The following is a 26,197-nucleotide window of genomic DNA, read 5'->3' on the forward strand; positions in this document are numbered from 1 at the left end:
CATAAGGATTCCTGTTCATGGGTGAGAAAACGGAAAAGCTGAAATCAGTCCTGAAACTTCAACCCGTGGTCCCGGTCCTCATTGTTGAGGACGCGGAATCGGCTGTGCCTCTGGCGCGCGCGCTGGTCGCCGGCGGGCTGAAGGCGATCGAAATCACCATGCGGACGCCGGCCGCGCTGGAAGCCGTCCGTCTTGTGGCCGACCGGGTCGAGGGCGCCGTTGCCGGCGCGGGCACGATCCTCAACGCCGACCACTACAAGGCAGCTGTCGATGCCGGCGCTGAGTTCATCGTCAGCCCGGGCACGACACAGGAGCTGCTCGATGCCGCCCGCAAGTCAAACGTGCCTCTGCTGCCGGGTGCAGCGACCGCGAGCGAAGTGATGGCGCTTCGCGAGGAAGGCTACGAAATCCTCAAGTTTTTCCCGGCCGAACAGGCAGGTGGTGCCGCTTATCTGAAGTCGCTCTCCTCGCCGCTCGCCGGTACCATGTTCTGCCCGACCGGCGGCATCTCGCTGAAGAACGCCAGGGACTACCTGTCGCTGCCGAACGTGATCTGTGTCGGCGGCTCCTGGGTGGCTCCGAAGGAGCTGGTTGCCGCCGGCGACTGGGACGGCATCACCAAGCTGGCTGCGGAAGCGGCCGCACTCGCGGGCTGACGACCCTCGGTTTGTAATTGGCAATCTCCGTTCCTATGTCAGCCTCAAGCTCAACGGAACGGAGATTGCAAAGATGTTCGACGCCAAGAAATTGCTGGACCAGTTCCTCGGTTCGCAGGTTCCCGGAGCCACGGGAACGGTCAAGGACAAGGCAAGCGGCGCCTGGCAGACGGCGAAGGACAATCCGCTGGCGACCAGCGCGATCGCCGGTATCCTGCTCGGCACCAAGACGGGACGTTCGCTGACCGGCAGCGCCCTGAAGCTTGGGGGGCTGGCCGTCGTCGCCGGCCTCGGATACCAGGCCTACAAGAATTATCAGGCGGGCAAGGCGCCGGCCGAGAGCGGCAATGTTCCGGCCGAGCCGGCCATGCTGCCACCGCCGACCGACTCCGGCTTTTCCCTGCAGCAGACCGACAATGACTTCGCCCTGCATCTCTTGCGGGCGATGATCGCGGCGGCGAATGCCGATGGCCATATCGATGCCAGCGAACGCGCCAACATCATGGACAAGATCCGGCTTTCCGCGATTGACGACGAGGCCGGGCAGTTCCTGGAGCGGGAACTGGCCGCGCCGCTCGGCATTGCCGAATTGGTGGCCGGCGCCAAAACGGAAGAGCAGCGCGTCGAGGTCTATACGGTTTCGCGCCTGACGATCGATCCGGACACGCGCACCGAGCGCGGCTATCTCGACCTGCTGGCCGGACGGCTGGGCCTTCCCGATCCGCTGGTCGAGCACATCGAGGCGACAGTCATGGCCGCGTCACGCTCGGCCTGAAAGCCAGCATAGCCGGAAACAGGCCGCGCAAGCCGGCCTTTTCGGCGCGTCGGAGGTGAGCGGCATTTTCGTCGATCAAGGCCGATGCGCGGGTAAGAAGGCTTGTTTCCGTGCCGGCTTCCGCGCGCAGATATGAGGCCAAGCGCTCGAGTGAACGGGCGCAGCGCTGCGGATCCCTCGAGAGGGATTGCAGATCGCGCAAGGTCAGGCGCAGCCGGTCGCCGATTTCTGCATTCGCTGTTCGGGCATCAACCGCTTCGTGGATCTGGCGCACCGCCTTGCCGACAGCAAATATCGTCATGCCCGTGCGTGCCGCGGTAATGTCCGCCTCGCCGATGCGTCCGGCAAGCCGGATCAGTCGCAGCACTCGATGATAGAAACGCATCCGCCATACCTCGATATCATGGCGATGGCCATCGGGCGCGCTCATAGCCTCCAGGTCGTGCACCATCATCGCGATCAGCGTGTCGAAACGCCGTTGCAGGCTGATGGGGTAGATCAGCGTGAATGCGGCAAGTCCGAGCGCCGGGCCGGCCACGACCGCGCCCATCATCAGGAAGCTGTGGCTCACCGTGCCGGCGAGCGGCAGTGCGGGCTGCAACAGCAGAAGAAGGACCATGTTGTAGTCGAAGCTGAAGCGGGCCGTCTTGCGGTTGGCGGTCATCAGTCCGCCGACAAGGATGAAGGGCACGAGGAGGAGGAGCAGCCCGACCTCGGAGGAGGCAAGTGGCCAGACGAGCCAGCGGCAGGCGATGGCGCCCAACGCGCCGAAAGCCTGGCCGAACACGACGGATCTCAACATGACATGCGGCGCGTCGAAGGCGGAGAAGATCGTCACCATGATCGAGGCGCCGAGCATCATGAAGGGGCCGACGGAAATGCCGGTTACGGTCCAGACCATGCCGATCAAAAATATGGTGACGCCGGCGCGGATCATCGCCTGCAGGGCGCCGAGCCAGTCGCGGTGGAGAGCGAGACTTTCATGACCGCGGAAGGAGGCGGTGGCATGGTCCGTGCCGTCGCGCAGCAGGATATCCAGTGCCCGCAGCATGTCGTGAATTTGGGGGCGGTTCGCCGAAAGGTCCAGCGCATGGCGTAGATGTTTCGTGGCTTCCGCTGCGTGGGAATGATCCGCAAGCGCGTCTGAAAGACTGTGGAGCGTCTCGGAGAGCGGTCCGTCGGTCGGCAGGGAGACGTCGCGCAGACCGGCCATCAGGGCCATGTGGCGGATCAGCAGAATGCGGATATCGCGGGAGGCGCGGCGCCTTCGCAATGAACCCGCGCCGTGGCCGTCGAGCATGTCCTCGACCGCGGCCATCTCCGCCAGCAGGACGGCCTGCTCTTCGTCGCGATCGTGCGGCTTGTCGTTGCCGGCAAGGTCAGCGGCGACCCGGCGCAGCAGTGTTGACGTCAGTTTCAGGGTCTGGCGGAGGATCGGGTCGGTCTCCTGCCGTCTGGCAAAGAACCAGCCGACCAGCAGCGCGACGCCGACGCCGACGGTAATCGTCAGGAAGCGATCCACGCCGAGTTCCACGATCTTGTCCGGATGCGTTGCTTCGAGCAGGGCGACCATCGCGGCGGAATAGCCGGCGAGCATCGCACCATAGGCGGCGAACGAACGCAGCAGGTTTCCGACGGCGGCGCAGAGGGCGATCCAGACGGTCAGGCCTAGCGTCAGGATGAAAGGGTCGCCGTCCGCGGTCCACATCAGGGCGATGCCGAAGACCACGCCGATCAGCGTTCCGATGACGCGGAACAGTCCCTTTTCAAGGAGATGGCCGCGCACGGGTTGCGATGCCGCCCAGACGGTCATGGCGGCCCATTGCGGGTGCTCCAGACGGAGCAGCCAGGCGCAGAACAGTGCGATACAGGCGGCGAGCGCGGTCCGCATGGCATAGGGGAGGATCTGTTCGTCGAAGCCGAGACGTTTCAGCATGCCGATAGCCGTTGTCTTTGTGGTCATCTCTCAGCGCCCGTTGAAATTCTGGATGCGATCGTCGATCCGGAAGACGGCGTCGGTCATCAGTGCAATTTCGTCATCGTTTATATCGCCGAGAATTTCGGTCTCCGCCCTGGCGATGATCGTGCGGACGTCCTCCGCTGCGCTGTGCCCTTCCTGCGTGAGGAAGATCAGCTTCGTGCGCCTGTCGTCCGCGCCGGGCCTGCGCTCGATCAGGCTCCGGGATTCCATGATGTCGAGCAGCCGGACGAGGCTGGAACCGTCGAGACCGACACGCGCGGCGAGCTCGGTTTGGTTGATGCCGTCGCCGGTGATGGCGAGGTGCAGCAGGGGTGGCCATGTGGCGTCGTTGAAGCCGGCCTCGGCGAGAACATGGTCGAGGAGGCGGCGCCAACGGCGCTGCAGGCCGGCCATGAGAATTCCAAGGCCACGCCGTTGTTCGTCAGGAGACATTGGTGCAATCCATATTGTTTGAATTCAAATAATGTTGATGCAATATATTTGTCAAGAAGCGATACGTGACGTCATCGAAAATCGGCGTGCCGCGGCGACGCCTGCCATTGAAGGCGGAGCGGCTATGTGATCCTATCGCGCCTTCCGCAATCAGCCGCTCCGGACGACCATGAACGACCTCGCCAACTGGAAACCCCGCCCTGCACCGCAACCGGTCGCCATCGAAGGCCGGACCGTCGCCCTGGTGCCTTACGTCCGGGATAAGCATGCGGAGGCCCTGTGGCGCGCATTCGGCGGTGCGGAGAAGATCAACGACCTTCTGGCCTATTTTCCGTGCCCGATCTTCGAAACCGCCGATGCCTTTGCCGACTGGCTCGATGCCGGCCAGAAGACCGGCGGCTGGGTGACCGAGGTCTTCGTCAACCGGAAGACTGGTGAGGTCGTTGGCATGGCCAACTATATGCGCGCCGATCCGGCCAATGGTGTCGTCGAGGTCGGCTCTGTCGCCCATGGTCCGGCGATGGCGCGCACGCCGATGGCGACGGAGGCGCATTATCTGATGGCCCGTCATGTGTTCGAGGATCTCGGTTATCGCCGCTACGAGTGGAAATGCCACAATGCCAACGAGCCCAGCAAGAAATCGGCGGTCCGCTACGGCTTCACCTTCGAGGGGCTGTTTCGCCAGCACGTCATCTCCAAGGGCGCCAACCGCGATACCGCCTGGTTCTCGATGATCGACAAGGAGTGGCCCCTGTTGAAAGCCGCCTTCGAAGTCTGGCTCGATCCGGAAAATTTCGATACGGCAGGTCAGGAGCGGCGAAAACTTGCCGACATCCGCAACGCAATGTCCGCAGAGGTGCGATCGTGAGCAACGAAAACAATTCCCGCAGCGCGATGATCGCGGCGGCGGCGATCCTGGTTGGTGTCAGCCTGGCGCTGCTGCTGATGCCGAAGATCGTCCTCTGGCTCGGCGGCTATTCGCCCTTGCTTGGCTTCGCCTTTGGCGCCCTCGTCATCCTCGCCTTCTTCCTGATCTTCTGGCTCAGGTCGCGCTACCAGCGCCGGCGATAGATAGTCCGGCTTTACGCGGTCAGCGATGCGCCGAGTAGCATCAGCCCGAAGACGATCACCATGACGGCGCCGAGTATCTCGATGCCGTTCGACAGCATCATGCCCAGGCGTGAGCCGCCGCCTGCGACGCGGACGGCGACGTCCTTCGCGGTTACGGCAAGGGTCGCCAACGTCGCGACCGTGATGGCCGTGCCCAATGACATGGCGAAGACGGAGAGAAGGCCGCCGAGATAAAGGCCGTTCAGCAGCGAGAAGGTAAGCACGAGAAGCGCGCCGGAGCAGGGGCGCAGGCCGACGGCGATGATCGCCGCCCACGCCTCGCTGATGCCGAACCGCTCGCCTTTCAACATGGCCGGATCGGCGCCATGCGAATGGCCGCAGGTGTCGCAGACGAACGCCTGCCGCTTGTTTCCGCGTCCGGCGCCGGCGAATGCGAGGGCATGGTCATGGGTGCAGAGACTGTGATCGTGGTCGTCGAAAAGCGAGGCAGCCACGGGGGGCTTGCGGCCCATCGACCTGAGCTTGCGCCAGAGCATGTTGAGCCCGAAGAGCACGATCAGCGCATAGGAGGCGATTTCCAGACCCCAGGTGGTCTTGGTGACGGAGATGCCGGTGCCGCGCAGCAGGAAGAAGGCGGCGCCGATCGCCAGGATCGCCACCAGCCCCTGCGTCATGGCCGACAGAAATGAGATCACGATGCCGCGCTTCAATTCCGTTTCGTTGGCGATCATGTAGGAGGAAATGACCGCCTTGCCGTGACCGGGGCCGGCGGCATGAAAGATGCCGTAGGTGAACGACAGGGTGACCAGCGACCACAGCGCCCAGGGGTTCTGGCGCATTTCCTTCAGTGCGCCGGTCAGGGCTCGATAGAAAGCCTGCTGCTGGACGTTGACCCAGGCGAACAGCGGCGCGAGCGGTCCGCCGCTGCCGAGGCTGACGACCGGCTCCGCAGTGCCGAGACCGAGCGAGGATTGCGCATGGGCGGCGGCGGTCAGGACGGTTGCTATCGACAGGGCGAGCAGGACGGCCTTCAGTTCGCCGCGGCGCTTCAGCATGTCAGGTCCAGCCGGGTGGCGACGAGCTTGGATGGGATGGTGGTCGGATCGCTGAAGAAGGAATCCGTCAGGCTCGCCTGATTCTGGCTGATGATCTGGTCGGGATCGGGACGGATCACCGCATGCTTGCAGGCGTTCAAATCCTTGCCGTCGAGCTTGAAGTCGCTGTCGCTGGTAAAATCGAGGGCGGTGTAGAGGCTCGGATCATAGGCGCCGACGCTGATGTTGCCCTTCAGCGGCAGGGGCTTTTCCGGCTTGATCGCGAAGGTGATCAGCAGGCGATTGTCCTTGAAATCCGCCTTGATGTAGTGCGGATGCGCCATGACCACGTCTTTGCCGTTCACCGTCACCAGCGTGTAATAGCTGTAGTCGGCCAGCGAATTGACGACCGTGTTGGAGATGTCCGCCAGTTCATCCGGTTCCAGTTTGAGGTCGGTGTTCTTGTCATAGTCCATCATGACGCTGGAGGAGAACACCTCGTCGAAATACCAGGTGTGCTTGAGTTCGAGGAGGGTCTTGTTCGGCCCTTCGACGACTTCGAGCTTGGCGTCGGCAAAGACATGCGGATGGGCAAACGCCGACAGTGGCAGCAGGCATATGAACGCTGTCAGCGCAATCTTCTTCATGCGTCGGTCTTTCCTGAACGGTATTTCTTTCCTTGGTTATGAAAGAGTCCGAAATACGGCGGGTTCAACATTCATTCCTGCGTCTTCTTGAACCAGTTCGACATGAAGTCGACGAAGGTCCGGACCTTGGCCGGCAGATAGCGCCGGTGCGGATAGACGACGTAGATGCCCCTGTCCTTGGCCATGTAATCCTCGAACAGGCTCGCAAGAGCGCCTGATTCGACGTGGCTGCGGGCCACGAAGTCCGGCACGACCGCGACGCCAAGCCCGGCAAGAGCGCCGCGCAGCGTCGCGCGCGGGCTGTTGACCTCCAGCGGGCCGTTGACATTGACGTTGAAGCCGCCGCCCGCGGGATCGTTGAACCGCAGACTGTTGTGCGAGCGGGCATTGGTATCCACCAGGAACGGCACGTTGGTCAGGTCCTGCGGGCGCTCAAGCGGGCCGTACTTCTCGATGAACTCGACGGAGGCGCAGACCAGGACCTGGAAGTCGCTGATCTTGCGGGCGATGAGGCCGGAATCCTCCATCTTGGTGATTCGGATGGCGGCGTCGAACCCTTCCTCGATGAGGTCGGCGAAGCGGTCCTCCGAGGAAATTTCCAGTGACAGGTCCGGATGCTCCACGATGAAGTCGATCAGCGACTGGCCGACCTCGGCATCGACGAAGGTGCGCGGTGCGGTGATGCGGAGCTTGCCTTTCAGGTCCGCATTGTTCTCGCGCACGAGGTCAGCAAGGCTGTCGATTTCCTTGAGGATGTCGGACGCCGAGCGGTAATAGGTGTGGCCGGCCTCCGTCATCGAGAATTGCCGGGTGGTGCGGTTCAGGAGAAGCGCACCGAGTTCGTCTTCGAGTTCCCGCACATATTTCGACAGCAGCGCCTTGGACCGGCCCGTCCGTCTGGCAGCAGCGGAAAAGCCTTCGGCCTCGACGACGTCGATGAAGGCGCGGATGCGGGTGAGGGTGTCCATTCAGAGCTCCTGCTTTGTGCGGGATTATTGAACGGAAAGAGCAAGGCCGTTCAATGTTTTTTTGAAGAAATCGATCAAAAAACTCTTGATTATTACAGGCAGAAACCATATCTCCTCGCTTGCCCAAAGTCGCACGTGCCTGTGGGTGTCCGCCGATCTCTCGACAAGGTGAGGGACACGGTAAGGTACCTGGAACTAACCCCTCCAGTCGTTTCTCCGGCCAACCGGTGATGCGAGGACATCTTGAAGCAACGACGGTGCGGGCCTTTCTGGTGTCTGCCGGCTTTCCAACAGCCGGGGTTACTGAAGAGGCACACCTTCATTGCCGGAAGTGCGGTCGGGTTCCCCAACCAATCCAAGGCAGACAAAGCAGAATTGAAACCTTCGCGGGTTTTGGTTCGCCTTCGCGTATCGAGCGTTATTCATGGCTCCGGCAGCTCCAAAGGCCGGTTTCGTGCAGAGCGCCCGACAGCTTTTGTCCTCCGGTTTTCTCCGGAACATTGGAATTCGAAAGGGTAACACGATGACGACTGCACGCATCCTCGACTTCATCAAGAACCGCCGTCCGGAAGGTCCGTGCCTCGTCGTTGACCTCGACGTCGTGCGTGGCAACTTCGAAACGTTCCGTCAGGCCATGCCGGACAGCGCCATCTACTACGCCGTCAAGGCCAACCCGGCCCCCGAAATTCTTCGTCTGCTCGCCAGCCTCGGCTCCAATTTCGATTGCGCATCCGTTGCCGAAATCGAAATGGCGCTTGACGCCGGCGCGACTGCCGAGCGCGTTTCGTACGGTAACACGATCAAGAAGGAGCGCGACATTGCCCGCGCTCACGCGCTCGGCGTTTCTCTCTTCGCCGTCGACAGCCACGAGGAAGTCGAAAAGATTTCCCGCGCGGCTCCCGGCGCACGCGTATTTTGCCGCGTGCTGACGGACGGCGAAGGTGCGGAATGGCCGCTGTCGCGCAAGTTCGGTTGCGTGCCGCAGATGGCTGTCGACGTGCTCGTCTACGCCCATCAGCTGGGCCTCGAATCCTATGGCGTCTCGTTCCATGTCGGTTCGCAGATGACCATGGTCGATGCCTGGGATTCGGCGCTCGCCGATGCCAAGCGCGTGTTCGTGTCGCTCGCCAAGCAGGGCATCAACCTGCAGATGGTCAACATGGGCGGTGGCTTCCCGACGAAGTACCTGAAGGACATCCCGACGGCGGAAGCCTACGGCCTGGCCATCAACGGTGCGCTGCGCAAGCACTTCGGCAACCGCCTGCCGCTGACGATCATCGAGCCCGGCCGCGGCATGGTCGGCAATGCCGGCACCATCAAGGCTGAAGTCGTCCTGATTTCGAAGAAGTCGGACAACGACAATCACCGATGGGTCTTCCTCGACATCGGCAAGTTCGGCGGTCTCGCCGAAACCATGGACGAGGCGATCCGCTACCCGATCCGCACGGAACGGGACGGTGACGAGATGGAGCCCTGCGTGCTGGCCGGCCCGACCTGCGATTCGGCCGACGTGATGTACGAGAAGAACATGTATCCGCTGCCGCTCACGCTTTCGATCGGCGACGAAGTTCTGATCGAAGGCACGGGCGCCTACACGACCACCTACTCGGCGGTCGCCTTCAACGGCTTCGAGCCCTTGAAGTCCTACGTGATCTGATCGGCCTGCTCCGGCGAACAGCCGGAGCGGCAATCTCACAAATTTTCGAAGTTTCTAGGGAATGGGGAGGCCGCCATGGCCGCTGTTCTTGGTGCCGTGCACGCATCTTTTGCGCCGGCGTTCGTACTCGACGTTGAACATCAGGGCGATGTTGCCGCCCGCGAGAGCCTGCTCGACCAGGCCATGGGCAAGAATCGCCGCCGCAAGTCGTCGGAGAAGCTGCGCCGTGGCCGCCTTCCGTCCGAAGGCCTTGCCTTCGTGGCCCGCGACGACGCCGGCCAGGTCATCGGCACGGTGCGCCTGTGGGACATCGAGGCAGGCATTGATTCGCGCGGCACGCCGGTCAAGGCGCTTCTGCTCGGCCCGCTTGCGGTCGACCCGGCCCATGAGGGCAAGGGCATCGGCGGCGCGCTGATGCGGCATGCGATCATGGAAGCCAAGATGCGCGGCCACGGCGCCATCCTGCTTGTCGGCGACGCTGCCTATTACGAACGCTTCGGCTTCTTCGCCGACAAGACCCAGCATCTCGTCATGCCGGGGCCGTTCGAGCGTGCGCGCTTCCTGGCGCTGGAACTCGTCGACGGTTGGCTTGACGGCGCTGCAGGCGTGCTGACGGCGGCGGGCCGCAAGCCCGCCATGCAGGCGCTGCGCAGGGCCGCCTGATCCGGCCAAGCATCGCGGGCGAATTCCGCGAAGCCAGTTTCTGACGCAATCGGCCGTCGGCGAATCATCGTCGGCGGCCGATTCGATTGGGCTCCGGCCTCGTTTTTCCTTTCCTGATAAAACGGTCATCAATCGCCATTCTTGACGGATGCCATTCCAAGCAGATTGCAACTTAACGTATGTCTATTCGCTCTCGCTTTTTTTGTCGCAGGCGATCCCTTCGTTGATCTGAATCAATCGTCCGCTTTTTGGCTCCGCTTTACTCCGCGCGAGGCATGACCTTGTTTGTTTTAGGAGAAATGGAAATGGGCATTCGCTGGACGGCTTGGACTTTCGCACTGGCTGCAACAACAATCTTCACTGCCGCGGCACCGGCGGCCATGGCGGCCGATCTTGCGCCTGCAACCACAGCGGCAGAAGCGCCGGCGGCTGCGCTCAGCCCTTGGCAGGTCCGCGTCCGTGGTCTCGGCGTGCTGCCGAATGACGATGGTAAAGTCGATGGCGTGTCGGGATCGGATCTCTCTTACAGCAACTCGGTCATTCCCGAACTCGACATCAGCTACTACTTCACCGACAATATCGCGGCTGAACTGATCCTCGGGACGACCTACTCCAATATCTATGGCGACGGAAAGATCAGCGGTCTCGGGCGGATCGGCAAGACTTGGATCCTGCCGCCGACCCTCACTTTGCAATACCACTTCACCGATTTCGGCGCCTTCAAGCCGTATCTCGGCGCCGGCGTGAACTACACGATGTTCTACAATCAGGACGGCAATGGCTCTGTCACCGACCTGAAGGTGAAGGATACCTTCGGCGTCGCCCTGCAGGTCGGTTTCGACTACATGGTCAACGATCACTGGGGCCTGAACTTCGACGTCAAGAAGATCTTCCTCGACGCCGACTACGACGCCAAGCTGAACGGCACGCCGATCAGCGGCAAGGCCAAGCTCGATCCCTGGCTGATCGGCGCCGGTGTCACATACCGCTTCTAGGCGGTGTCGCTCGCGGGAGGCGGCCCGCGGATTGACAATTTCGAGGTCAGACACTATCTCGGGCGGCAAGGGCTGGAACCCCTGCCGCTCGCTGGCTTTTTTAACAAGAAGCCCATGGTGAAGTTCCCTCTTTAAAGAGACACGGTTCATGCTTTTTCAAGGCATCCGGCCGGTGGCAATGCGGGCACCCACATTATCAGGCCAGACCGGGATGCCGGAAAAGAGGACTGTCATGAGCGGACTATCCATGCCGCTGCCCGCCCTTCATGCATTGAAGGACCAGGCCAAGCGCCTGCGCTCTTCACTGGAAGGCGAGGGAGCTTCCATAAGTCATTCGAAAGCCCTGGAACTGATCGCGAAGCAATATGGTCTTCGCGACTGGAACACGCTTGCGGCGATCGCCGGCAACCGGCCGCCGCTCAATCCCTACGTGCTGGGGTCGCGGGTCTCCGGCCATTATCTCGGCCAGGCGTTTTCCGGCGAGATCATCGGGGTGCAGGCGATCTCGGCGCAGCCGGGGCGCTACCGTATCACGCTCGATTTCGACGAGCCTGTCGATGTCGTCACGTTCGAGAGCTTCTCGGCGTTTCGCAAGCGGGTGTCGTGCACGATCGGCGAAGACGGCTGCACCGTCGAGAAGACCTCGAACGGGCGCCCTCACCTGGAGCTTGCGTGGTGACGGCCACGCGATTGCCGAAAGGCCTGCATGCACTACGAACACAAAAAGACCGGCGGAGAATACTCCGCCGGTCTTTTGCTTTTCGACTTGCCGTTTGGCTCAGAAAGCCTTGAAGGACGAGACCTTGTTGTTCATCAAGAGCAGCGTCGGCCGGCTTTGGGTAATGGCCGTGCAGGTGCCGCTCATGTACCAGTCCTTGCAGACCATGACCTTGGCCGAGCCGATGAGCTTGATCGAGGAAATCCGGTCGTTCCAGAAGCCCTGAAGCTTGGCATTCGACTTGCCCGGCGAAACGCAGAAATGCGAGCCCTGGTAGTTCACCTTGCTGTAGAAGCAGACCTGGTTGAGCGTCAGCTTGGGCGGCAGCTTCGGCGGAATCGGGGGCTTGGGCGGCTGCGGCTTCGGCGGCTGCGGCTTGGGTGGCGGAGGGGGCTGGTTGGATGGCGCGCCGGCGCCGCAACCCATCTGCACACCACCGGGGCCGATCTGGATGCCGCAGTCTTCGAGCGGGTTGCCCGGGCCGTTGCCGTCTGCTTCCTCCTCGTCGTCCGCGGGGCCGTTATTGCCGCCGACGGCGAGAAAGTTGCTGCTGACCCAGCCATCGGTGCCGGTGTGCTCGACGAAGCACCAGCCGGATGCGCATTCCTTTATCTCGACATGTTCGCCGTTATAGAGTTGGTCCACCTTGGAAAAGTTCGTGCCGGGTCCGGTGCGGACATTGACGTTGCCGGTGGCGATACCGGGCGCTGCCAGCGCACTGCCGGCAAGAAGGGATATTGCGATTGCCAGGACTGTGCCCGAGGCCTTGCTGAAGTTGCTCATTGTCTCTCTCCTCTGGATGGTCGGCATGCTGTCCTCATGCCGGTGAGAAGAAGATAACACCGTGGCGGCTGAACGCGTTGTGAAGTCTCCGTTTAGATTTCATTCATCTGCATAAAAGAAGAGCGGCGATCTACATCGTCGCTCTTCTTGTTTCAACTTTAGACAGACTTTCGTGGACTAGGCCGCGTAGCTTCTCTTTGCTGCGGCCGCCTGGCTCAGCTTGAACTGTTCGATCAGTCCGGCCAGGGCCTGGGCATCCGATGCGAGCCGGTGTGTCAGGGCCGCCGTCTCTTCCACCATCGCCGCGTTCTGCTGTGTCATCTGGTCCATCTGGCCGACGGCCGAGTTGACCTCGTTGAGGCCGGTCGCCTGTTCGCCGGCGCTCGTCGCGATGGCGCCGATCGACTCGTTGATCCGGGCGACCTGCGAGGCGATCGCCTGCAGCGCTTCGCCGGTATTGCGTACCAGGGTGACGCCGTTCTGCACTTCGTGACCCGATTTCTCGATCAGGCCCTTGATGTCCTTGGCGGCATTGGCCGAGCGCTGCGCCAGTTCGCGAACTTCCTGGGCAACGACCGCAAAGCCTTTGCCGGCTTCACCGGCACGGGCGGCCTCGACGCCGGCATTCAGCGCAAGGAGGTTGGTCTGGAAGGCGATCTCGTCGATGACGTTGATGATCGATGAGATCTCGCCGGATGCGCCCTCGATGCGGCCCATGGCGGCAATCGCATCGGCGACGACCTGGGCGGAGGCTTCGGAACTTTTCTTGGCGGCATCGACCATCTGGGCGGCTTCGCGCGCCCGAGCCGACGCGTTGCTGACGGTTGTGGTGATCTCGTCGAGAGCGGCGGAGGTTTCCTCCAGCGATGCCGCCTGCTGTTCGGTGCGCTTGGAGAGGTTGTCGGATGCGGAGCGCATTTCCGCGGCGCTGTCGTCGATCGAGCGGGCGTTGGTGCTGACGGCGGTCAGGGTTTCGTTGAGCTTGCGGACCGAGGCGTTGAAGTCGGTACGCACGCGCTCCATGTCGCCGTGGAAATGGTCATCGATGCTGACCGTCAGGTCGCCCTGCGACAGACGTGTCAGGCCCTCGGCCAGACGGTCGACGGAGCGGCGGATGAGATCGGCCTCGCGGGACTTCTCGCTCTCGGTGGCGGCGCGGTCCCGTTCGGCGTTTTCGCGGATGGTCTCGGACTGCTTGCGCAGTTCGCGGGCTTCGAGCTCGTTGCGGCGGAAGATGTCGATGGCGCGCGACAGATCGCCGATCTCGTTGCCGAGCGTCAGATTCGGTACCTCGACCGCGAGATCACCGTCCGTCATGCGCCGGGCGACGGCCGTCAGCTTCGGCAGCCCGCCGAGTGCCGCGCGCATCGCCAGTGCGATCAGACAGGCTGCGACGAGCGTTGCGAGGATGGCGGCGATGCCCACCTTGACGCCGATTTCGCTTGCGACGGCGTTGATTTCCTGCGCGTCGACACCGGCATAGAGAATGCCGGTCACCTGTCCCGACGGCGAGAAGATCGGCTGGTAGATCGTGTAATAGGGCTTGCCGAGAATGACGGCCTCGCCGCGATATGTCTGGCCCCTGGTGACGACGGGATAGACGGCGCCGTTCTGCCCGAGCTGCGTGCCGACCGCGCGATTGCCGTCGGGCTTGACGATATTGGTCGTCTGGCGCCAGAAGTCCTTCGATGCGCCGTCCCATGCGAAGATCGTCGCCGTCTCGCCGGAGATACGGCCGACGCTGTCGATCATGGCGTGATCCTTCACGTCCGTCGGAACCGTCTCCATGATGATCTTGTCGATGTTGCCGTTCTTGTCGTAGGTCACCTTCGTGCCGGGAACGTCGCGGCTGACGATTTCGGCCGCAATGCGAAGGCTGCGGTTCTGGCCGTCGATCGCATTGGTTCGTATGTTGGTGGAAATCACCTGCCAGGCGACGACGAAAATGGCGGCAAGCGCGGCGAGCGTGACAACGGCACTCAAGATGGTGACCGTCTTGACCAAGCCAAAACGCGACAGAAGTTTCATGTGGGGGCCCTCAAAATTTAATCTTTGTCAAATTTTGCGGGAAGATGATTAAGTATCGGTGAATCCAGTCTTTTGTGTCGGATTGTACTGTCCCGAACAAAAGACAACCTAGGTTGGATGCACTCTAAAGCCTTTGAGAAGGCTTCTTTATTAGTGGTTGCAGAACAAGATTGACGGCGCGGTCAAATTTCCCAGAAGCTGCGCGCATCTGCCGGCAGTCTGTCTAGCGCGATCTGCCAATCCTGCGGATCGATGTTCTTGCGGACTGCGGCTGCTACATCCGCGATGGCGCTTTCGGGTGAAATGTTGTGGTTCGCGCGGACCGTGCGGACTTCTCGGGTGAGTGTTTCTCTGTCGGAAAAGGGTATCACTGGCTGGGAGGCATCCCAATCCTCGACGAAAATCGCTCTGAGAACCGGTGGGAGAACATCGGCGAACGCAAGAGCATCGACGACCGGAAGATGCGAGCGGAACACATGCAGCACCGCCCGTGTCATTGCGTAACATTGGTGATGCGTGGCCAGCAGCGACATTGATTTCAGGTCCGCCATGTAGCGCTCGAAGTCGCGTGAGGCCTGAAAGTACTCCTGCGGCATCGGCATCTGCCGTCAGCCCGAAATGTCGATGACGCCGCAGTCTCCTGCTTCCGATGCGAAGGCGAGTTGCTTGCCCGAACGGTTCCAGGCCATCGACGTGACCGCGCCTTTGCCAGGGCGGCGCAGCAGCGCTTCCTTGCTGTCGGCGATGCGGACGGCCAGGATCATGCCGTCGATGAAGCCGATGGCGAGCACCTCGTCGGTGGGGTGGAAGGCGACGGAAGTGACCATGATGTCGGCCCGCGTGCCGAGTTCCAGCGGTGCCTTGCCCATCGGACCGTCCTTGCTGGCGAACGGCCAGACGATGGCGGCGGGCGCGCCGGAGGACGCGAGCCATTTGCCCTTCGGCGACCATGACAGCGATTTGACCTTGGCCGGATAGCCGGTCATGCGCATGTGACGGGCGTCGCCGGGCTTGCCGTCGAGCTTCCAGCCGTGCAGCGCGTTCTCCTGCATGGTGGTGACGACGAAGCGTCCGTCCGGCGAAAAGGTGATGCCGGTATGGGCGCCCTTCCATTCCAGATCGACGGGCTGTCCGGCGGTGCCGACCCAATGCAGGGTCACGCCGTTGTAGCGCGCCACGCCGATCCTCAAGCCCTTCGGCGCGAAGGCGATGCCCTCGACGGTGCGCTGCTCGGCGAATTCCTTCTCCGTGCCGTCGGCAAGCTTTACGAGCGCCGAGCGGCCATGCGCATAGGCGACCGCACCCTGCGGCCCACCGGTAACGACCGAGATCCACTTGCGCGGCGCTTCGGCGACGAGCGAGACGGAACCGTCTGCGCCGATGCGATTGACCTTGCCGTCCTCGCCGCCGGTGATCAGCGTTTCGGAATAGGGATCCTTGACGCAGGAGAGAAGACCCTGATGGGCCTCGGTGACCTTGTCGCCGCCATCCAGCCGATGGATTTGACCGGAGGCGGCAGCGAAGAAGGGCACATCATTCAGGAAGGCGGCGGAGACGACATAACCTTCGATGTCGAGCGGCGCGACCGTCGGCATCAGGCGGCTGCCTCGCAGGCGCGGAAGCTGGCTTCCAGCTTTTCGCGGTCGAGATCGCGGCCGATGAAGACGAGGCGGGTCTCGCGCTTCTCGCTTTCCTTCCACGGACGCTGGTGATCGCCCTCGATGATCATGTGGACGCCCTGGACGACATAACGATGGTCGTCGCCCTTGAACGCGATGATGCCCTTGAGGCGCAGGATTTGCGGGCCGAAGGTCTGGGTGACCTTCTGGATCCACGGGAAGAAGCGTTCCGGGTTCATCTCGCCGGCGCGGAAGGACAGCGACGTGACCGTCACGTCGTGGATGGGCGAGGGGCCGTGGTTGTGGTGCCCATGGTCATGACTGTGATCATGGTGATGGTGGTGATGGTCGTGATCGTGGTCGTGGCCATGATGGTGGTGATGATCATGATCGCAGTCCGGGCCGCAGACATGGTCCTCGTCGTCGTGGTCGAGGAAATGCGGATCGTTTTCCAGCGCGCGCTCGAGATTGAAGGCACCCTGGTTCAGGACCTTGGCGAGATCGACGCCCGAACGGGTGGTGGCGTAGATGCGGGCGGACGGATTGATGGCGCGCACGACATCCTCGACCTGGTGCAGCTCCTCATGCGATACGAGGTCGGTCTTGTTGACGACGATGACGTCGGCAAAGGCGATCTGGTCTTCGGCTTCGCGGCTGTCCTTCAGGCGCAGCAGCAGATGCTTGGCATCGACCAGCGCAACGACGGCGTCGAGCTCGGTCTTGGCGCGCACGTCTTCGTCCATGAAGAAGGTCTGGGCGACCGGCACGGGGTCGGCAAGGCCGGTCGTCTCGACGATGATGCCGTCGAAGCGGCCCGGGCGGCGCATCAGTCCTTCCACCACGCGGATCAGGTCGCCGCGCACGGTGCAGCAGACGCAACCGTTGTTCATTTCGTAGATTTCCTCGTCGGACTCGACGATCAGGTCGTTGTCGATGCCGATCTCGCCGAACTCGTTGACGATGACGGCGTATTTCTTGCCGTGGCTTTCCGACAGGATACGGTTCAGGAGCGTCGTCTTTCCGGCGCCGAGGTAACCGGTCAGGACGGTTACGGGGATGGGGCTTTGGGCGGTATCGGACATGAAAACCTCACTCGGAAGGTTCCTAGAAGAACCTAAATTAGAGCTGTTGGGAGCTTGAATTCGATCCCGGTTCATATAGGCAATAGAAGAGAGGAGTTCAAAGGGTTTTGCAGCGGGCTTCCCCAAGGAGGGACGGCGCATGGTGGCAGATTACATCATAAGGCCCGGTATGCTGGAGGAGACCTTCGTCTACCAGGACATAGAACGGCAGGCCGCTCAGCGCTTTCGCACCATTGGCATGTCCGAGATCGCCGATGGAAGGCCGACAGCTGCGTCGGATCTTGCGGAGCATATCCGCGACGGCAGGCTATTTGTCGCATCCTCCGGCTGGCCTGTCGGCTTCATTCTCTACCGGCAAGTCGAAAGCTCAGCCTATATCGAGGAACTGGATGTGCTGCAGGAATATGCCGGCCGGGGCATCGGCTCCGCGTTGATCGGCCGTGTCGCCGAGGCGGCGGTCGAGGCGGGGCTTTCCACGCTCCTGCTTTCGACATTCCGGGACGTGCCTTGGAACGCACCCTACTACGAACGGATTGGCTTTCGGGTCCTCGAGGAAGAGGCGCTGTCGCCGGCCATGCGCGCCATCCGGGACGAGCATATCGCCAAGGGGCTCGATGAGAGCCGCCGGGTCTTCATGCGCCGGCGGCTAGGCAAGCTCTGACAGGTCGAAGGCGTCCACGTCCTGAAGCAGCTCGATGATGCCCCTGACCGCATGGGCGAGAAGGCGTTCGCCTTTTTCCGCTGTCGCCGCAGCTGCATTGCCGGCCACCCCGTCGCGGTTGAGATCGGCCATCTTCCAGCCAAAGGCGTGCGGACCGTAGGCGCGCAGATGCTGGAACCGCCGGGCGAAATCGCTCTGTCGGGAGGGAAAGGCGCGGGCCTTCGTCATGTCCACCAGTTCCGGGTGAAGCGCCAGCATCACCGACGTCTCGATATCGCCGCCGTGGATGTCGATCGCCTTGTCTTCCGGCGTGATCAGCCCTTGCGGCTGACCGAAGCGCGTCCAGCTGGTGGCGACTGCCAGCATGCCGAAGCGCACCCGCGCTTCGGTCGCGACGATGGTCATCAGCGGAGAATTGCCGCCATGGGCGTTCAGCATGGCGAGCTTGCGGATACCCTGCCGCGACAGGTCTTCGGCGATCGCAAGCCACCGCTCCACCGCTTCCGAATAAGACAGTGTCCTGGTGCCGGGAACATCCATATGCTCGATGGAATAGCCGACCGGCTCGGTTTTAAGGATGGTCACCGGCAGGGTGTCGGGAAGGCTTTCGGCCAGTCGGCGGGCGATGCCTTCGGCGATCAGCCGGTCCGTATCGAACGGCAGGTGGGGGCCGTGCTGCTCATGAGCGCCTAAGGGCAGGACCGCAATCCACCGGCTTTTCTCCGACGGGCCGAGCGCCGGGTCGTTGTCTTCGAAACGTCTGGCGGGAATGGGCATATGGCGGTTGCTCGCTATTTTCTGTATTGGACGTTCAGTGAGCCTGAAATGGTTCGATATTCCTAGTAAGAGTTCGGCGGGAAAATGGGCAAGAAGAAAAAGGACGGCAAGAAGGACAAGTCCGTCAAGAAGGCGAAGCTTGCGGAAGCCGGCGGCAAGGACCTGGCGTCGGCATTGACGCAGGCGGCCCGCTCGCTGCGTACCGAACAGAGCCATCAGCTGGCTGCATGCGGGCTTTATGCCGGGCAGGAGGGCGTCATTCTCGCGCTTGCCAAGGAGGACGGACTGACCGCCGGCGCGATCGCGCTGCGGCTTGGCGTCAAGGCGCCGACCATGACCCGTACGATCGGCCGCATGGAAGCGCAGGGGTTCGTCACGCGCGGCAGCGACGGCGGCGATGGACGCCTGACCAAGGTTTTCCTGACCGATGCCGGACGCAATACCGTGGAGGGGATCGAGCAGGCGCTCAAGGTCAGCGAAAAGCGGGCCACGAAGGGGCTTTCCAACAAGGATATTCGGGCGCTGACGGCGTCGCTGATGGCGATCACGCGCAACCTGGACCCCGCCGAGGCCGACGATCAACTTGATTAACCGCAACATGTGGACGGCCTTCTGCCGGATCGCTTTTCGTTTGAATTCTTGAATTAAATTTTTTAAAGCTTGTCCGGCAAGCCGGACTGGCACCGCCTCGGGCCGGATCGCTTGATCAGGAGGGGTCGTGGCTCAAAAGGTCAAACTATCGACGATCGCCGAGTCGCTCGGCATTTCCACGGCTACGGTATCGCTTGCGCTGCGCGACAGCCCGCTGGTCGCGATTGCCACGCGCGAACGCATCAAGGATCAGGCGCGACTTCTCGGCTACATCTACAATCGCCGCGCGGCGAGCCTCAGAACGTCCCGATCGGGCATCATCGGCGTTGTCGTGCACGATGTGATGAACCCGTTCTACGGCGAAATCCTGAAGGCGATCGAAAGCGAGCTCGACCGCAGCCAGCACACCTTCATCCTCTCGAACCATTACGATTCCGTCGAGAAGCAGCGGACCTTCATCGAGACGCTGCTGCAGCTCGGCGGTGACGGCGTCATCATGTCGCCGGCGATCGGGACGCCGAAGGAAGATATCCAGCTGGCGGAAGACAACGGCATGCCGGCCATTCTGGTCGCGCGCCAGATGGAGGGGATCGACGTTCCCACCTATCGCGGTGACGACAGCTACGGCATCGCGCTCGCTACCAACCATCTGATCGGGCTCGGCCACCGGACGATCGCCATGATCGGCGGCACCGACCAGACCTCGACGGGCCGCGACCGCTATCTCGGCTATGCCTCGGCGCTGAAGAAGGCCGGCATAGAGGTCGACCCGAACCTGCGCATTCCCGGCCCGCGCAGCAAGCAGGGCGGGTTCGAGGCGGCAGTGCATTTCCTGTCTCTGCCGCAGAAGCCGACCGCGGCCGTCTGCTGGAACGATCTGGTGGCGATCGGCCTGATGAACGGCATCTCGCGCGCCGGTCTCGTCCCCGGCCACGATATCTCCGTCACCGGCTACGACGACCTTGAGGAAGCGGCGATCGCCACGCCGGCGCTGACGACGGTCTGGAACGGGCAGGCGGAGGTCGGGCGACTGGCCGCCCGCGCGCTGCTTGACAAATTGAGCGGCAGCCACAGGCCTGACGGCCTGCACCTCATCAAGCCGGAAATGCGCATCCGGCAATCGACCAACCCGATTTCGTCGTCATCACACAGATCCTGAGCCCCCGCCCCATGTCCGATACCCGCATTCCGATCCTCGCATCCGTCAAGAGCCATCCGCGCGTTCTCGAACGCCTCAAGGAGAAATTCGACCTGCGGCTGATGGAGATCGACGGGCCGGCCTCGCTATCGGAGACGGAGCGCGGCGAAATTCGCGGCGCGGCGGCTGCTTTCGGCGGCTTCAGCGCTGAATGGATGGACATGCTGCCCAATCTGCAAGTGATCGCCAGCTTCGGCGTCGGCTATGATGCGGTCGATGTCGGGCATGCGGCCAAGCGCGGCATCATCGTCACCAATACGCCCGACGTGCTGAACGACGAGGTTGCCGATACCACGGTTGCGCTGCTGATCAACACGATCCGCCGCCTGCCGCAGGCCGAACAGTGGCTGCGCGATGGTCGCTGGGAAAAGGAAGGTCCGTTCCCGCTGTCGCCGCTGTCGCTTGCCGGACGGCATGTCGGCATTTTCGGTCTCGGGCGGATCGGGCTGGAGATCGCCAAGCGGCTGGAGCCCTTCAAGCTGAAGATCAGCTATTGCACCCGCACGCCGAGAACCGACGTACCCTACAAGCATTACGCATCGCTTCTCGACATGGCACGTGACGTCGACACGCTGATCTCGATTGTTCCGAAGACGGACGCGACCCACAAGGTGATCAATGCCGAAATCCTCTCGGCCCTCGGATCCAACGGCGTTTTCGTCAATGCCGGGCGTGGCTGGTCGGTGGATGAGGACGATCTCGCCGCGGCCTTGAAGAACGGCACCATCGCGGCTGCCGGGCTGGACGTCTTCTATGACGAGCCGCACGTGCCGCAGGCGCTCATCGATGTTGCGAACGCCTCGCTGCTGCCGCACGTCGCCTCGGCCTCGGTGCCGACACGCAATGGCATGGCCGACCTCGTGGTCGACAACCTGATCGAATGGTTTGCCGAAGGCCGCGCGCTGACGCCGGTGCCGGAAACGCCACAGAAGAACGGCTGAAACTTACTCGGCGGCGGCTGCCATGCCTGCCTTGGCGCCAGCATAGGCGCGGACCGCATCACCGAAGGCTTCGAAGATCTGGCGCGACGGCGTGTCCGTCTTCGCCCAGTATTCGGGATGCCATTGCACGCCGATAGCGAAGTTCCTGGCATCGATGACCGAGACCGCCTCGATTGTTCCATCTTCCGCCACCGCCTCGACCTGCAGATTTGGCGCGGTCCTGGCGATTGCCTGGCGGTGCAGCGAGTTGACCTGGATTTCGCCGGTGCCGAGATATCTGGCGAGGCAGGAGCCTTCCTTGACGAAGACGCCCTGGCGGATGCCGAAGGCTTCATCGCGGTGGACGTCTTCCGGCTTGCGGTGGTCCCACACGCCCGGCTGGTCCTGGATTTCGCTTGCCAGCGTGCCGCCGAGGGCCACGTTCAATTCCTGTATGCCCCGGCAGATCGCCAGCATCGGAATGCCGCGATCGAGCGCGCGGCGAATGAGCGGCAGGCTGGTGGCATCGCGGCCCGGGTCGAACGGCCCGTCCTCCTCCCTGGCGTCCTGGCCATAAAGCGAGGGATGGACGTTGGTCGCCGAACCGGTGACGAGCAGTCCGTCGACACGGTCGAGGATGGCATCCGTTTCATTGCCGTGTTCGAAGGCCGGAATGATGAAGGACATCACGCCCGAGACATCAAGTGCCGCTTGCAGATATTGGTTCTGGGCGCAGTGCCAGTTCGTCTCCGTGAAAAAGCGGATATCAGCCGGGACTGCGACGATGGGCTTCGACATGTGCGATGCGACCTTCGGTTCGAATTCGATCCTGTCATTTGACTATCCGCGCCCGCCTCACTGTCAACCGGGAAGCAGTGGCGCTGGCCAATATTCGGAGCACTTTTCGACTTTTGCAAGGTTGAGCTGCCGCAAGGTGATGAATTTCCCGCGAAGGCAATGCGAAAGCCGGACGAATGAAAGTCGAAATGCTTGAAACGCTTGATGCAAAATGGTTATGTCTCGCAGTGTTCGGCGATTACGATCAAATCAGGGGAGCCGGCACAGCTTAAACTTGGGAGGTTTATTTATGGATCGTCGTTCATTCATCAAGAAGGCGGGTGTTGCAGGGGCTGGTGCCGCTGCGGCGGCCACACTGGCCGCGCCGGCCATCGCTCAGGAAAATCCGAAGATTACGTGGCGCATTACGTCGTCATTCCCGAAATCGCTCGACACGATCTACGGCGGCGCCGTCGATATTTCGGAGCGCGTTGCAGCAGCGACGGACGGCAACTTCACCATCCAGCCCTATGCCGCCGGCGAAATCGTGCCTGGTCTCCAGGCGCTTGACGCCGTCGCCGCGGGCACGGTCGAAGCCGCGCACACGACCTCGTATTATTTCTGGGGCAAGGAGCCGACCTTCGCTCTTGGAACGGCCATTCCGTTCGGTCTGAACGCGCGCATGCAGAATGCCTGGTTCTACCAGGGCAACGGTAACACGCTGTTGAACGAGTTCTTCGCCACGCAGGGCGTCTACGGTCTGCCGGCCGGCAACACCGGCGTGCAGATGGGCGGTTGGTTCCGCAAGGAAATCAACACGGTCGACGACCTGAAGGGTCTGAAATTCCGCATCGCCGGCCTCGCCGGCAAGGTTGTCGAAAAGGTCGGCGTCGTGCCGCAGCAGCTCGCCGGCGGCGACATCTATCCGGCTCTTGAAAAGGGTACCATCGACGCCGCCGAGTTCGTCGGCCCGTATGATGACCAGAAGCTCGGCTTCTACAAGGTGGCCAAGTACTACTACTACCCGGGCTGGTGGGAAGGTGGTCCGGTCGTCCACGCCTTCTTCAACCTCGACAAGTACAACAACCTGCCGAAGCACTACCAGGCGATCCTGACTGACGCCTGCGCATTCGCCAACACCAACATGATGGCGAAGTACGACACGAAGAACCCGCAGGCGCTCAAGCAGCTCGTCGCGGAAGGCACGGTCCTCCGGCCGTTTACGCAGGAAATCATGGCTGCCTGCTATGACGCCGCTCTTGGCATCTACGCTGACCTGTCGAACCAGAGCGCCAGCTTCAAGAAGGTCTATGACGACCAGCTGGCGTTCAAGAAGGATGCCTATCTCTGGGCGCAGATCGCCGAGTACACCTTCGACACCTTCATGATGATCCAGCAGCGCTCGGGCAAGCTCTGATCTGCTGAAACATCATTGACCGATTGGGCCCCGGACAAAATCCTGTCCGGGGCTTTTTTGTTTCCGCACTGCGTGGTTTATGGCAGGCGAACCGCCTCGATCCGGAGAAAAAAACACCATGCTTCGCCGCCCCGCCGCCGTCGTCTTCGACATGGATGGTCTGCTGTTCGATACGGAGGTCCTCTATCGTGAGGCAAGTTTTGCGGCGATCACCGCGCTCGGGCATCGCATGGACGACGAGATGTTCCGCCGGACGCTGGGGCATCCCTGGGATTCGATCCGTTCGATCCTCGTCGAGTTGTTCGGGGCCGACTTTCCCACCGACGAATTCAGGACCATCTGTCTGGCGCATTTCCAGGAACTCGCGGATACCCGCCTGCAGATGAAGCCGGGTGTTCCAGAACTGCTCGAGTTTCTGCGGATGAACGACATTACCTGCGCCATCGCGACATCCTCGCGGCGGCAGAGCGTGGACCACCATGTGGGCATGCATGGCATCGGCGGCTACTTCCGGGAAATCGTCGCATGGGGAGACTATGAGCGCGGCAAGCCGGCTCCCGATCCGTATCTCACCGCCGCGGCCCGGCTGGCGACCCTGCCGTCCCTGTGTCTGGCGCTCGAGGATTCGCATACGGGCGTCCGCTCGGCGTCCAGCGCCGGGATGATGACCGTCATGGTTCCCGACCTGCTTGAGCCGACGGCGGAGGTCGAGCGCCTGTGCGTGAGGATCGCGCCGGATCTGCACGCGGTGCGCCAATCCCTGGCCGATATTCTCGGTGTCACATGAAAACCGCCGCGGAAGCGATTCCGCGGCGGCTGTTATTTCGTTTTCTTCGGCCTCAGTTGAACTTGGGCGGCTGGCTCAGATCCATCGACGGATCGGCGGGCTCGGCCGGCTTCTGCGCATCACCGGAATTCGGTGCGGGCGTCGAGCCGGGCGGGCTGAGATCCAGCGGCGGCAGGCCGAATGCGGGCTGGCTGTTGCCGCCCTGATCCGGGGCCGGCGCTGCGCCGGGCGTGCCGAGATTGAGCGGCGGCAGGCCAAAGGCCGGTTGGTTGTTGTTGCCCGAACCCTGGTCGGCTCCGCCCAGCGGCGGCAGTCCCAGCCCGGGAAGGCCTGAATCGCCCGTGCCGAAGCCCGGAACGTCGATCGTCACCGAATTCGGATCGACGCGCGGCTCCTCGTCCTTGTAGTGGGTGACGAGCCAGGGGAAGGCGATGATCAGCATGATCACTGCGAACTGGATGATGATGTAGGGTACGACGCCCTTGTAGATCTCGACCGTCTTCAGGCCATTCATCATCTTGCCGGTCGCCTGGTCCTTCCAGGCGCCGGCCGGGGCGACCGAGCGCAGGTAGAACAACGAGAAGCCGAAAGGCGGCGTGAGGAACGAGGTCTGCAGGTTGATGCCGAGGATCAGGCCGAACCAGATCAGGTCGATGCCGAGCTTTTCGGCAACCGGCGCCAGAAGCGGCACCATGATGAAGGCGATCTCGAAGAAATCGAGAAAGCAGCCGAGAATGAAGACAATCAGCGTGACCACCAGCAGGAAGCCGTATTCCCCGCCCGGCAGGCTCAAGAGCAGGTCCTCGATCCAGACATTGCCGTTGATGCCATAGAAGGTCAGGCCGAAGACGCGGGCGCCGATCAGGATCATCATGACGAAGGCGGAGAGCTTCGTGGTCGAATCCAGCGCATGTTTCAGCGTCGTCATGTTCAGCCGGCGCTTGGCGAAGGCGAGGATCAGCGCGCCTGTGGCGCCCATGGCGCCGCCTTCCGTCGGGGTGGCGATGCCGAGGAAGATCGTGCCGAGCACCAGGAAGATCAGCGCCAGCGGCGGGATCAGCACGATGATGACCTGTTCGGCCAGCCGCGAGATGATCTTGTTGCTGAGCCGTGCGTTGATCAGTGCGACCGCGTATATCACGAGAATGCCGAAGGCCAGCGAGGCGACGAGCCGCCATTCGGGGCTGATCGCCGTGAACAGGATGGTGTCGCCGAGATAGTAAAGCGCGGCGGCAATCGCCAGCATGACCATCAGCGACGTCACGCCCGATCCGAGCGTGCGCGCCTCGACCGGCAGAGCCGGCACCGACTTCGGCCTGATCAGCGACATCGCGAAGATGTAGAGGCAGTAGGCAGCGACAATGATCAGCGACGGATAGACCGCGCCGAGATACATGTCGCCGACGGACCTGCCCAGCTGATCGGCCATCACGATGAGGACGAGCGACGGCGGGACGATCTGCGCCAGCGTGCCGGATGCCGCGATTGTGCCCGCGACCAGCGACGGGCGATAGCTGTAGCGCAGCATGATCGGCATGGAGATGAGGCCCATGGCCATGACGGAGGCGGCAACGACGCCGGTTGTCGCACCCAACAGCGCTCCGACCAGGATGACGGCATAGGCAAGCCCGCCGCGCACTGGGCCGAACAGCTGGCCGATCGTTTCCAGCAGGTCTTCCGCCATGCGCGATCGTTCCAGGATCAAGCCCATGAAGGTGAAGAAGGGGATCGCCAGCAGCGTATCGTTGTACATGATCCCGTATATTCGTTCGGGATGCGACTGCAGCAGCGGCCAGAACAGCTTGATCTCGGGCGAGATCGTCGAAAATTCCACGCCGATGACGAAGAAGATGAGACCGCCTGCGGCCAGCGTGAAGGCGACGGGATAGCCGAGAAGCAGAAGCGCCATCACCGAGGTGAACATGATGGGCGCGAGGTTGTGGGCGACAAGATCGATCAT

The 26,197-nt window shown here is 62.3% G+C and carries 27 protein-coding genes; 14 read left to right on the forward strand and 13 right to left on the reverse strand.

All coding sequences use genetic code 11. The features are described from left to right. Positions 1-17: 17 nt before the first annotated feature. Positions 18-656 (forward strand): 2-dehydro-3-deoxy-phosphogluconate aldolase, encoded by a 639-nt coding sequence (locus tag ACU5AY_RS19605; protein WP_446822723.1) that lies wholly within the window; start codon positions 18-20, stop codon positions 654-656. A 73-nt stretch (positions 657-729) separates the two neighbouring features. Continuing rightward, the gene (locus ACU5AY_RS19610) at positions 730-1,431 is read left to right on the forward strand and encodes a tellurite resistance TerB family protein (protein ID WP_446827455.1); all 702 of its coding nucleotides are present in this window, start codon (positions 730-732) and stop codon (positions 1,429-1,431) included. Here ACU5AY_RS19610 and ACU5AY_RS19615 read toward each other — a convergent pair. Together ACU5AY_RS19615 and ACU5AY_RS19620 are read right to left on the reverse strand one after the other, a co-directional pair. Then, on the reverse strand, positions 1,406-3,394 hold the full coding sequence (locus ACU5AY_RS19615) for an FUSC family protein (RefSeq protein ID WP_446827456.1): 1,989 nt from the start codon (positions 3,392-3,394) through the stop codon (positions 1,406-1,408). The genes ACU5AY_RS19610 and ACU5AY_RS19615 overlap by 26 nt on opposite strands. Before the next feature lie 3 nt (positions 3,395-3,397). Then, positions 3,398-3,805 (reverse strand): MarR family winged helix-turn-helix transcriptional regulator, encoded by a 408-nt coding sequence (locus tag ACU5AY_RS19620; protein WP_446827457.1) that lies wholly within the window; start codon positions 3,803-3,805, stop codon positions 3,398-3,400. A 208-nt stretch (positions 3,806-4,013) separates the two neighbouring features. Here ACU5AY_RS19620 and ACU5AY_RS19625 point away from each other — a divergent pair, with 208 nt between their 5' ends. Together ACU5AY_RS19625 and ACU5AY_RS19630 are read left to right on the forward strand one after the other, a co-directional pair. Continuing rightward, on the forward strand, positions 4,014-4,712 hold the full coding sequence (locus ACU5AY_RS19625; RefSeq protein WP_446827458.1) for a GNAT family N-acetyltransferase: 699 nt from the start codon (positions 4,014-4,016) through the stop codon (positions 4,710-4,712). Continuing rightward, a complete protein-coding gene (locus ACU5AY_RS19630) occupies positions 4,709-4,915 on the forward strand; it encodes a hypothetical protein (RefSeq protein WP_446822727.1) in 207 nt (68 codons plus the stop codon). Before ACU5AY_RS19625 ends, ACU5AY_RS19630 begins: the two co-directional genes overlap by 4 nt. An 11-nt stretch (positions 4,916-4,926) precedes the next feature. Here ACU5AY_RS19630 and ACU5AY_RS19635 read toward each other — a convergent pair whose 3' ends face one another. The 3 genes from ACU5AY_RS19635 to ACU5AY_RS19645 all read right to left on the reverse strand — a co-directional run bounded on the left by ACU5AY_RS19635 (position 4,927) and on the right by ACU5AY_RS19645 (position 7,564). Continuing rightward, positions 4,927-5,970 carry a nickel/cobalt transporter gene (locus ACU5AY_RS19635; RefSeq protein WP_446827459.1) on the reverse strand — a complete coding sequence of 348 codons (1,044 nt, stop codon included), beginning with the start codon at positions 5,968-5,970 and terminating at the stop codon, positions 4,927-4,929. Beyond that, positions 5,964-6,596 (reverse strand): DUF1007 family protein, encoded by a 633-nt coding sequence (locus ACU5AY_RS19640; protein ID WP_446827460.1) that lies wholly within the window; start codon positions 6,594-6,596, stop codon positions 5,964-5,966. Before ACU5AY_RS19640 ends, ACU5AY_RS19635 begins: the two co-directional genes overlap by 7 nt. A gap of 71 nt (positions 6,597-6,667) precedes the next feature. Then, positions 6,668-7,564, reverse strand: a complete 897-nt coding sequence (locus ACU5AY_RS19645; protein WP_446827461.1) for a LysR family transcriptional regulator — start codon at positions 7,562-7,564, stop codon at positions 6,668-6,670. Positions 7,565-8,087: 523 nt separating this feature from the next. On the opposite strand from ACU5AY_RS19645, the gene odc2 reads away from it, so the two are divergent. The 4 genes from odc2 (at position 8,088) to ACU5AY_RS19665 (ending at position 11,558) form a co-directional block, all read left to right on the forward strand. Further along, positions 8,088-9,221 (forward strand): ornithine/lysine decarboxylase, encoded by a 1,134-nt coding sequence (gene odc2 / locus ACU5AY_RS19650; protein ID WP_446822731.1) that lies wholly within the window; start codon positions 8,088-8,090, stop codon positions 9,219-9,221. A 75-nt stretch (positions 9,222-9,296) separates the two neighbouring features. Further along, entirely contained in the window at positions 9,297-9,884 is a 588-nt protein-coding gene (locus ACU5AY_RS19655; RefSeq protein WP_446827462.1) for a GNAT family N-acetyltransferase, read from the forward strand. Between the two features lie 305 nt (positions 9,885-10,189). Further along, complete coding sequence (locus tag ACU5AY_RS19660; RefSeq protein ID WP_446827463.1) at positions 10,190-10,879, forward strand: OmpW/AlkL family protein; 690 nt, start codon at positions 10,190-10,192, stop codon at positions 10,877-10,879. Positions 10,880-11,111: 232 nt separating this feature from the next. Further along, positions 11,112-11,558 carry a glyoxalase superfamily protein gene (locus tag ACU5AY_RS19665; protein ID WP_446827464.1) on the forward strand — a complete coding sequence of 149 codons (447 nt, stop codon included), beginning with the start codon at positions 11,112-11,114 and terminating at the stop codon, positions 11,556-11,558. 99 nt (positions 11,559-11,657) lie between these two features. On the opposite strand, the gene ACU5AY_RS19670 is transcribed toward ACU5AY_RS19665, so the two are convergent. From ACU5AY_RS19670 to ACU5AY_RS19690, 5 genes are all read right to left on the reverse strand, one after another. Next, positions 11,658-12,380, reverse strand: a complete 723-nt coding sequence (locus tag ACU5AY_RS19670) for an SH3 domain-containing protein (protein ID WP_446827465.1) — start codon at positions 12,378-12,380, stop codon at positions 11,658-11,660. 177 nt (positions 12,381-12,557) lie between these two features. Next, positions 12,558-14,408, reverse strand: coding sequence for a methyl-accepting chemotaxis protein (locus ACU5AY_RS19675; RefSeq protein ID WP_446827466.1), 1,851 nt, complete (start codon positions 14,406-14,408; stop codon positions 12,558-12,560). 182 nt (positions 14,409-14,590) lie between these two features. Next, a complete protein-coding gene (locus ACU5AY_RS19680) occupies positions 14,591-15,010 on the reverse strand; it encodes a DUF2267 domain-containing protein (RefSeq protein WP_446827467.1) in 420 nt (139 codons plus the stop codon). Between the two features lie 6 nt (positions 15,011-15,016). Further along, positions 15,017-16,003 (reverse strand): WD40 repeat domain-containing protein, encoded by a 987-nt coding sequence (locus ACU5AY_RS19685; RefSeq protein ID WP_446827468.1) that lies wholly within the window; start codon positions 16,001-16,003, stop codon positions 15,017-15,019. After that, positions 16,003-17,109: a CobW family GTP-binding protein gene (locus ACU5AY_RS19690; RefSeq protein WP_446827469.1), complete on the reverse strand. Its 1,107-nt coding sequence runs from the start codon at positions 17,107-17,109 to the stop codon at positions 16,003-16,005. The genes ACU5AY_RS19685 and ACU5AY_RS19690 overlap by 1 nt, the downstream gene beginning before the upstream one ends. 139 nt (positions 17,110-17,248) lie before the next feature. On the opposite strand from ACU5AY_RS19690, the gene ACU5AY_RS19695 reads away from it, so the two are divergent. Continuing rightward, positions 17,249-17,770, forward strand: coding sequence for a GNAT family N-acetyltransferase (locus tag ACU5AY_RS19695; protein WP_446827470.1), 522 nt, complete (start codon positions 17,249-17,251; stop codon positions 17,768-17,770). Here ACU5AY_RS19695 and ACU5AY_RS19700 read toward each other — a convergent pair. After that, positions 17,756-18,547 carry a creatininase family protein gene (locus ACU5AY_RS19700; RefSeq protein ID WP_446827471.1) on the reverse strand — a complete coding sequence of 264 codons (792 nt, stop codon included), beginning with the start codon at positions 18,545-18,547 and terminating at the stop codon, positions 17,756-17,758. The two genes, ACU5AY_RS19695 and ACU5AY_RS19700, sit on opposite strands and share 15 nt — an antisense overlap. A gap of 84 nt (positions 18,548-18,631) precedes the next feature. On the opposite strand from ACU5AY_RS19700, the gene ACU5AY_RS19705 reads away from it, so the two are divergent. From ACU5AY_RS19705 to ACU5AY_RS19715, 3 genes are all read left to right on the forward strand, one after another. Then, positions 18,632-19,138: a MarR family winged helix-turn-helix transcriptional regulator gene (locus ACU5AY_RS19705; RefSeq protein WP_446827472.1), complete on the forward strand. Its 507-nt coding sequence runs from the start codon at positions 18,632-18,634 to the stop codon at positions 19,136-19,138. Between the two features lie 127 nt (positions 19,139-19,265). After that, positions 19,266-20,297 (forward strand): LacI family DNA-binding transcriptional regulator, encoded by a 1,032-nt coding sequence (locus ACU5AY_RS19710; protein ID WP_446827473.1) that lies wholly within the window; start codon positions 19,266-19,268, stop codon positions 20,295-20,297. 11 nt (positions 20,298-20,308) lie between these two features. After that, the gene (locus ACU5AY_RS19715) at positions 20,309-21,277 is read left to right on the forward strand and encodes a 2-hydroxyacid dehydrogenase (protein WP_446827474.1); all 969 of its coding nucleotides are present in this window, start codon (positions 20,309-20,311) and stop codon (positions 21,275-21,277) included. A gap of 3 nt (positions 21,278-21,280) precedes the next feature. Here ACU5AY_RS19715 and ACU5AY_RS19720 read toward each other — a convergent pair whose 3' ends face one another. Further along, positions 21,281-22,054, reverse strand: a complete 774-nt coding sequence (locus ACU5AY_RS19720; RefSeq protein WP_446822743.1) for a gamma-glutamyl-gamma-aminobutyrate hydrolase family protein — start codon at positions 22,052-22,054, stop codon at positions 21,281-21,283. A 289-nt stretch (positions 22,055-22,343) separates the two neighbouring features. On the opposite strand from ACU5AY_RS19720, the gene ACU5AY_RS19725 reads away from it, so the two are divergent. Both ACU5AY_RS19725 and ACU5AY_RS19730 read left to right on the forward strand, forming a co-directional pair. Then, on the forward strand, positions 22,344-23,450 hold the full coding sequence (locus ACU5AY_RS19725; RefSeq protein ID WP_446822744.1) for a TRAP transporter substrate-binding protein: 1,107 nt from the start codon (positions 22,344-22,346) through the stop codon (positions 23,448-23,450). A 118-nt stretch (positions 23,451-23,568) separates the two neighbouring features. Next, positions 23,569-24,237 (forward strand): HAD family hydrolase, encoded by a 669-nt coding sequence (locus ACU5AY_RS19730; protein WP_446827475.1) that lies wholly within the window; start codon positions 23,569-23,571, stop codon positions 24,235-24,237. A 52-nt stretch (positions 24,238-24,289) separates the two neighbouring features. Here ACU5AY_RS19730 and ACU5AY_RS19735 read toward each other — a convergent pair whose 3' ends face one another. After that, the gene (locus ACU5AY_RS19735) at positions 24,290-26,197 is read right to left on the reverse strand and encodes a TRAP transporter large permease (RefSeq protein WP_446827476.1); all 1,908 of its coding nucleotides are present in this window, start codon (positions 26,195-26,197) and stop codon (positions 24,290-24,292) included.

Source organism: Rhizobium sp. PAMB 3174 (assembly GCF_052908375.1).

Excerpts from the sequence above, each read along its gene's own strand:
- ACU5AY_RS19605 (WP_446822723.1), top strand. The coding sequence starts at position 18 with ATGGGTGAGAAAACGGAAAAGCTGAAATCAGTCCTGAAACTTCAACCC.
- ACU5AY_RS19610 (WP_446827455.1), top strand. The coding sequence starts at position 730 with ATGTTCGACGCCAAGAAATTGCTGGACCAGTTCCTCGGTTCGCAGGTT.
- ACU5AY_RS19615 (WP_446827456.1), bottom strand. The coding sequence starts at position 3,394 with ATGACCACAAAGACAACGGCTATCGGCATGCTGAAACGTCTCGGCTTC.
- ACU5AY_RS19620 (WP_446827457.1), bottom strand. The coding sequence starts at position 3,805 with ATGGCCGGCCTGCAGCGCCGTTGGCGCCGCCTCCTCGACCATGTTCTC.
- ACU5AY_RS19625 (WP_446827458.1), top strand. The coding sequence starts at position 4,014 with ATGAACGACCTCGCCAACTGGAAACCCCGCCCTGCACCGCAACCGGTC.
- ACU5AY_RS19635 (WP_446827459.1), bottom strand. The coding sequence starts at position 5,970 with ATGCTGAAGCGCCGCGGCGAACTGAAGGCCGTCCTGCTCGCCCTGTCG.
- ACU5AY_RS19640 (WP_446827460.1), bottom strand. The coding sequence starts at position 6,596 with ATGAAGAAGATTGCGCTGACAGCGTTCATATGCCTGCTGCCACTGTCG.
- ACU5AY_RS19645 (WP_446827461.1), bottom strand. The coding sequence starts at position 7,564 with ATGGACACCCTCACCCGCATCCGCGCCTTCATCGACGTCGTCGAGGCC.
- odc2 (WP_446822731.1), top strand. The coding sequence starts at position 8,088 with ATGACGACTGCACGCATCCTCGACTTCATCAAGAACCGCCGTCCGGAA.
- ACU5AY_RS19655 (WP_446827462.1), top strand. The coding sequence starts at position 9,297 with ATGGCCGCTGTTCTTGGTGCCGTGCACGCATCTTTTGCGCCGGCGTTC.
- ACU5AY_RS19660 (WP_446827463.1), top strand. The coding sequence starts at position 10,190 with ATGGGCATTCGCTGGACGGCTTGGACTTTCGCACTGGCTGCAACAACA.
- ACU5AY_RS19665 (WP_446827464.1), top strand. The coding sequence starts at position 11,112 with ATGAGCGGACTATCCATGCCGCTGCCCGCCCTTCATGCATTGAAGGAC.
- ACU5AY_RS19670 (WP_446827465.1), bottom strand. The coding sequence starts at position 12,380 with ATGAGCAACTTCAGCAAGGCCTCGGGCACAGTCCTGGCAATCGCAATA.
- ACU5AY_RS19675 (WP_446827466.1), bottom strand. The coding sequence starts at position 14,408 with ATGAAACTTCTGTCGCGTTTTGGCTTGGTCAAGACGGTCACCATCTTG.
- ACU5AY_RS19680 (WP_446827467.1), bottom strand. The coding sequence starts at position 15,010 with ATGCCGATGCCGCAGGAGTACTTTCAGGCCTCACGCGACTTCGAGCGC.
- ACU5AY_RS19685 (WP_446827468.1), bottom strand. The coding sequence starts at position 16,003 with ATGCCGACGGTCGCGCCGCTCGACATCGAAGGTTATGTCGTCTCCGCC.
- ACU5AY_RS19690 (WP_446827469.1), bottom strand. The coding sequence starts at position 17,109 with ATGTCCGATACCGCCCAAAGCCCCATCCCCGTAACCGTCCTGACCGGT.
- ACU5AY_RS19695 (WP_446827470.1), top strand. The coding sequence starts at position 17,249 with ATGGTGGCAGATTACATCATAAGGCCCGGTATGCTGGAGGAGACCTTC.
- ACU5AY_RS19700 (WP_446827471.1), bottom strand. The coding sequence starts at position 18,547 with ATGCCCATTCCCGCCAGACGTTTCGAAGACAACGACCCGGCGCTCGGC.
- ACU5AY_RS19705 (WP_446827472.1), top strand. The coding sequence starts at position 18,632 with ATGGGCAAGAAGAAAAAGGACGGCAAGAAGGACAAGTCCGTCAAGAAG.
- ACU5AY_RS19715 (WP_446827474.1), top strand. The coding sequence starts at position 20,309 with ATGTCCGATACCCGCATTCCGATCCTCGCATCCGTCAAGAGCCATCCG.
- ACU5AY_RS19720 (WP_446822743.1), bottom strand. The coding sequence starts at position 22,054 with ATGTCGAAGCCCATCGTCGCAGTCCCGGCTGATATCCGCTTTTTCACG.
- ACU5AY_RS19725 (WP_446822744.1), top strand. The coding sequence starts at position 22,344 with ATGGATCGTCGTTCATTCATCAAGAAGGCGGGTGTTGCAGGGGCTGGT.
- ACU5AY_RS19730 (WP_446827475.1), top strand. The coding sequence starts at position 23,569 with ATGCTTCGCCGCCCCGCCGCCGTCGTCTTCGACATGGATGGTCTGCTG.
- ACU5AY_RS19735 (WP_446827476.1), bottom strand. The coding sequence starts at position 26,197 with ATGATCGATCTTGTCGCCCACAACCTCGCGCCCATCATGTTCACCTCG.